At 54.8% G+C, this 4,496-nt stretch carries 4 protein-coding genes; 2 read left to right on the plus strand and 2 right to left on the minus strand.

What is annotated here, in order from left to right; genetic code table 11:
* A partial coding sequence (locus tag HMPREF2865_RS02480; protein ID WP_070645402.1) for a hypothetical protein occupies positions 1-214 on the minus strand: 214 nt, incomplete at its 3' end.
* A 118-nt stretch (positions 215-332) separates the two neighbouring features.
* Positions 333-1,271 carry an NUDIX hydrolase gene (locus HMPREF2865_RS02485; RefSeq protein ID WP_070461576.1) on the minus strand — a complete coding sequence of 313 codons (939 nt, stop codon included), beginning with the start codon at positions 1,269-1,271 and terminating at the stop codon, positions 333-335.
* Positions 1,272-1,426: 155 nt separating this feature from the next.
* Between HMPREF2865_RS02485 and nadA the strand changes: the two genes are divergently transcribed.
* Entirely contained in the window at positions 1,427-2,539 is a 1,113-nt protein-coding gene (nadA, locus tag HMPREF2865_RS02490) for a quinolinate synthase NadA (RefSeq protein WP_070645410.1), read from the plus strand.
* Between the two features lie 51 nt (positions 2,540-2,590).
* Entirely contained in the window at positions 2,591-4,099 is a 1,509-nt protein-coding gene (nadB, locus tag HMPREF2865_RS02495; RefSeq protein ID WP_070645404.1) for an L-aspartate oxidase, read from the plus strand.
* The last annotated feature ends 397 nt before the right edge of the window (positions 4,100-4,496 follow it).

The raw sequence follows: 4,496 nt of genomic DNA on the forward strand, positions 1-4,496 counted from the left end.
TAATCTGTTTCTCAAAAGTTTCTTTACCGCCAGATTTCCCCAGCCCTGTATTGACTACCCCTTTTCCTTTATTCACATGTGGTTTTCCTTGGCCTTCAAGCTTGAATTGCACTTGTGTTTTTTCAGTCCATCCCTTATTTGTGCGAGGTAAATCTGGAAAAAGTTTGCCTGTGGCTGAGTTGCCTGTGGTGCCAATCTTTTTTAAAACTTCCATAGTTCCTGGTAAGGTGTTCAAGCACCAAGTGAATCGGTTCCGTACTATCTGTACTGTCTGCGGCTTCGTCGCCTTGTCCTGATTTTTGTTAATCCACTATAGGTCGTCTGAAAACGGGCTAACGGCTGCCCAGCGGCAGTCCGATATCAGAAATCAGCTGTTCGGGCAGAACGTCATCTCGGAAGCGGTAAAGCTGTGCAGGACGGCCTTTACTACCTGATACGCTGGTATCTGACGGCTCGATAAGGTTCTGCTGCTGAATCTGGCGGCGGAAGTTTTGCTTGTGCAGCAATCTGCCGCTGATGGCTTCGACGCTGTTTTGCAGTTGCAGCAATGTAAATTCGGGCGGCATCAGTTCAAAAATCACGGGGCGGTATTTGATTTTGGCGCGCAGGCGGGACAGGGCGGTCGCCAGTACGCGGCGGTGGTCGTGGCGCATGGGCTGCCCCGTGAGTGCGAAGTCGAAGTTTGCCTGCGGCTCGGCGGCTTCCACTATCAGGCCGCTTTCATACAGCATTTCATAGCGTTGCAAAACGTATTCTTCCGACCAATTTTCAGGTTCTACCCCCCAGCACAAATGAATGCGCTTGAGCCGCTTCTGTCGCACTTCCTCCGTATCCGCCGAGTTTGCCCAAATGCGCAGGCGGCTGACGATGGTATCGCGTAGCCCGCCGTCGGTGCGCAAATCTTCCCACGGAAAATAGCAGTAGCAGTCCTGCCATTTAGCATCCGGGTGCAGGATGCTGTCGGCGGCCTCGCGCACCAGCCCCAGATAGCTGACGTACAAGACAGGCAGGCCTTGCTCGTTTTGACGGCGCGTATCGACAAAGGTGTAAAGCTGTTCTACATAACCCATAGGCTGAGATGTCTGCTTGGCGACCCACATCCTGACCCCTGCCTGCAAGGAGTGGCGAAGCGGAGCAAGCAGGCCGTTGGGCAGCAGCGCTCCTTGGGCAACGGTCAAAACCCTCAAGCTGCCGTTTGTAATGGCGATCAGTACAGGAACCAGTTCGACGATACTTTGCGTATTGGCCGCTGTTTCAGGATAGGCATCCATGCGTGGCTTTCATTCAAGAGAAAACCTTATTGTAAACCAAAGCGGTTTTCAGACGACCTTGCATATTATACTCAATTTGAGCATAATATAAAACTATTTCAAAATATAAACGGCAAACCTTCATGCCGTCTGAAAACCAGCTACAAGGAAACATCATGCAAACCGCCGCCCGCCGCTCGTTCGATTACGATATGCCACTCATCCAAACGCCGACTTCCGCCTGCCAAATCCGTCAGGCATGGGCGAAGGTTGCCGACACGCCCGACCGAGAAACAGCAGGCCGTCTGAAAGACGAAATCAAGGCTTTGTTGAAGGAGAAAAATGCGGTCTTGGTGGCGCATTATTACGTCGATCCGCTGATTCAGGATTTGGCTTTGGAAACAGGCGGATGCGTGGGCGATTCGTTGGAGATGGCGCGTTTTGGTGCGGAACATGAAGCCGATACGCTGGTGGTGGCGGGCGTACGCTTCATGGGCGAGAGTGCGAAAATCCTCTGCCCTGAAAAAACGGTGCTGATGCCTGATTTGGAAGCAGAATGTTCTTTGGATTTGGGTTGCCCGGAAGAGGCGTTTTCAGCGTTTTGCGACCAACACCCCGACCGTACGGTCGTAGTGTACGCCAACACTTCCGCTGCCGTAAAAGCGCGTGCCGACTGGGTGGTAACGTCTTCGGTGGCGTTGGAAATCGTGTCGTATTTGAAATCACGTGGCGAGAAGCTGATTTGGGGGCCCGACCGCCACCTCGGCGACTACATCCGCCGCGAAACGGGCGCGGATATGCTGTTGTGGCAGGGTTCATGCATCGTCCATAACGAATTCAAAGGGCAGGAGCTGGCGGCGTTGAAAGCGGAACATCCCGACGCCGTGGTGCTGGTTCATCCCGAATCGCCGCAAAGCGTCATCGAACTGGGCGATGTGGTCGGCTCGACCAGCAAACTGCTCAAAGCCGCCGTATCTCGTCCCGAAAAAAAATTCATCGTGGCGACCGACTTGGGCATCCTGCACGAAATGCAAAAACAGGCGCCCGACAAAGAATTTATCGCCGCCCCGACGGCGGGCAACGGAGGAAGCTGCAAAAGCTGCGCGTTCTGCCCGTGGATGGCGATGAATTCGCTGGGCGGCATCAAATACGCCCTGACAAGCGGACACAACGAAATCCTGTTGGACAGAAAGCTGGGCAAAGCCGCCAAACTGCCTTTGCAGCGTATGCTCGACTTCGCGGCAGAGCTGAAGAAAAAAGATGTGTTCAACGGCATGGGCCCCGCCTGATTTGCCGTCAATATCGTCGTTTCAGACGACCTCTCAAACAAGGACAACACCATGCAAACCGATTGCGACGTATTGATTGCCGGAAACGGGCTGGCGGCACTGACGCTCACCCTGTCGCTGCCTGAATCGTTCCGCATCGTCATTTTGTGCAAAAACCGGCTGGACGACACCGCCAGTCGTCATGCGCAAGGTGGGATTGCGGCGGCGTGGTCGGGAGAGGACGACATCGAAAAGCACGTTGCCGATACCTTAGAAGCGGGCGCGGGTTTGTGCGACGAAGCCGCCGTCCGCGCCATCCTGTCGCAGGGCAAACCGGCAATCGAATGGCTGCTGGCGCAGGGCGTGGCGTTCGACCGGAATCCTGACGGTCTGCACCTGACGCGCGAAGGCGGGCATACCTGCCGCCGAATCGCCCACATCGCCGACTACACGGGCGAAGCAGTCATGCAGAGCCTGATTGCCCAAATACGCCACCGCCCGAACATCCGCGTTTGCGAGCGGCAGATGGCGTTGGATGTTCAAACCGAATCGGGCTCAGCGTGCGGACTGAACGTCCTCGACTGCCGAACGCAAGAAACCTACCGCATCCGTGCCAGCCATACCGTACTCGCAGGCGGCGGCCTCGGGCAGATTTACGCCGCCACCACCACGCCGCCCGAATGCACGGGCGACGCCATCGCCATGGCGATACGCGCAGGCTGCGCAGTCGAAAACCTCGAATTTATCCAATTCCACCCCACAGGCTTGGCAAGGCCGTCTGAAAACGGCCGCACCTTCCTGATTTCCGAAGCCGTGCGCGGCGAAGGCGGCATCCTGACCAACCAATCGGGCGAACGGTTTATGCCGCATTACGACCGCCGCGCCGAACTCGCACCGCGCGACATCGTTGCCCGCTCCATCGCCGCCGAAATCGCCAAGCAAACGCAAGACTTCGTCTCACTCGACATCAGCCATCAACCCGCAGAGTTCGTCCGTCAGCATTTCCCGTCCATCCATCGGCACTGCCTGTCCCAATGCGGCTTGGACATCACGCACCAAGCCATCCCCGTCCGCCCAGTGCAACACTACACCTGCGGCGGCATCCAAACCGACCCCAGCGGCAGAACCTCCCTGCCGCAGCTCTACGCCTTAGGCGAAACCGCCTGCACAGGGCTGCACGGCGCCAACCGCCTCGCCAGCAACTCCCTGCTCGAATGCGTCGTGACAGCCAGGCTTGCCGCCCAAACCATCGCGGACGGACAAGCGTTCCAAACCGAACCATTCCAAAAGCCGTCTGAAAGCCTCTCTGCCGAAACAGACATCTTTTCAGAAGGCCTCCAAAACGCATTCAGCCGCCCCACCCTGCAAGCTTTCAACCAACGCCATCTGGGCATCATACGCAACGATACCGACCTGCGCCATGCTATCGCCCAACTTCGGCTTTGGAAGCAAAACCAAGCCGAGCCATACACCGCGTCCGAATACGAAAACCGCAACCTACTCGAATGCAGCCTCGCCGTCGCCCAAGCCGCATACGCTAGAAGGCAAAATATTGGCGCGCATTTTAATAGTGATTGTTAAGGCTGATAGAGACCTTTGCAAAATACCCCTCTTCCTTATTTCCCCCATATGGGAAAAACCACCTATCATCATTTTCTCGTACATGGGATTCAACTATTGACAATGAAATTCCCATTTCTTGCTCTATTTGACTGAAAAAAGATACTGCGATTTTCTTTGCTTCTTGATAATTAATTATCATGGCAATACTCCAAATTGAAAATGTTTGAAGGTAGTAAAATTGACTTTGCCTCCTTTTTGTATTTGCCTATTAATATACCTTTTTGGACAACTGCGCTTTATAGCCCACGCAAGATCGGCACATTAAATAAAGGCCGTCTGAAACGGTTTTTCTGTTTTCAGACGGCCTCTTGGCTCAAACCATGAGAACCGCATGCGTGCGTTCCGCACACATCCT

This window comes from Neisseria sp. HMSC073G10 (assembly GCF_001812605.1).
Taxonomy (GTDB): domain Bacteria; phylum Pseudomonadota; class Gammaproteobacteria; order Burkholderiales; family Neisseriaceae; genus Neisseria; species Neisseria subflava_A.

Excerpts from the sequence above, each read along its gene's own strand:
- nadA (WP_070645410.1), top strand. The coding sequence starts at position 1,427 with ATGCAAACCGCCGCCCGCCGCTCGTTCGATTACGATATGCCACTCATC.
- HMPREF2865_RS02485 (WP_070461576.1), bottom strand. The coding sequence starts at position 1,271 with ATGGATGCCTATCCTGAAACAGCGGCCAATACGCAAAGTATCGTCGAA.
- nadB (WP_070645404.1), top strand. The coding sequence starts at position 2,591 with ATGCAAACCGATTGCGACGTATTGATTGCCGGAAACGGGCTGGCGGCA.